The sequence below is a fragment of the Pseudomonas sp. NPDC089401 genome, assembly GCF_044749485.1.
In the GTDB taxonomy this organism is placed as follows: domain Bacteria; phylum Pseudomonadota; class Gammaproteobacteria; order Pseudomonadales; family Pseudomonadaceae; genus Aquipseudomonas.
This window is the reverse complement of record NZ_JBIVIA010000032.1, coordinates 1-1091: the sequence shown is the minus strand read 5'-3', so window position 1 is coordinate 1091 and position 1091 is coordinate 1. Positions and strand designations below refer to the sequence as shown.

Below are 1091 nucleotides of genomic sequence, written 5' to 3'. Positions count from 1 at the left end.
GAATACACCGTCAACATCGATGCAGACGGCAAAGGCTCGCTCCAGGTTGATAACCCGAATGGCGAAGACGTCTACAACGACGCCAGCAGCCTGGTTGCTGAAGTAGTGAGCGGCACCGGCGGTAACTTCGAGAAGATCGAGACCGGTGCCAAGGGCACCGCCGAAATCGCAGACACCGAAACCCCGGTCACCGTTACTGTAACCGGCGTCGCGGCCACCGAAGCGGATGCGAAGGTTACCTTCAACTTCGAGTTGAGCCACAAACCAGAAGCGGGCAGCGATCCAGTACAACTGGTCGTGCGCGTTGCGGGCCAGGAATACACCGTCAACATTGATGCAGACGGCAAAGGCTCGCTGCAAGTCGACAACCCGAATGGTGAAGACGTCTACAACGATGCCAGCAGCCTGGTTGCCGAGGTCATCTCTGGCACTGGCGGCAACTTCGAGAAGATCGAAATCGGTGCCAAGGGCACTGCCGAGATCGCCGATACCGAAACTCCGGTAACCGTGACGGTCACTGGCGTTGCCGCCACTGAGGCCGATGCGAAAGTCACCTTCAACTTCGAGCTGAGCCACAAACCGGAAGCCGGCAGCGATCCAGTACAACTGGTCGTGCGTGTCGCAGGCCAGGACTACACCGTCAACATCGATGCGGATGGCAAAGGCTCGCTGCAAGTTGATAACCCGAACGGTGAAGACGTCTACAACGACGCCAGCAGCCTGGTTGCTGAAGTAGTGAGCGGCACTGGCGGCAACTTCGAGAAGATCGAGACCGGTGCCAAGGGCACTGCCGAGATCGCCGATACCGAAACGCCGGTCACCGTTACTGTGACTGGCGTTGCCGCCACTGAGGCCGATGCGAAAGTCACCTTCAACTTCGAGCTGAGCCACAAACCAGAAGCCGGTAGCGATCCAGTGCAACTGGTCGTGCGTGTTGCCGGTCAGGAATACACCGTCAACATCGATGCTGACGGCAAAGGTTCGCTCCAGGTTGATAACCCGAACGGCGAAGACGTCTACAACGACGCCAGCAGCCTGGTTGCTGAAGTAGTGAGCGGAACCGGCGGTAACTTCGAGAAGATCGAGACGGG

Annotated in this window: 1 protein-coding gene; it reads left to right on the top strand. The window is 58.5% G+C overall.

All coding sequences use genetic code 11. The annotated features are described in order from the left end of the window. Window positions 1-1091 (top strand): immunoglobulin-like domain-containing protein (locus ACIP21_RS28680; RefSeq protein ID WP_400694983.1); only part of this gene is annotated, 1091 nt, incomplete at both ends.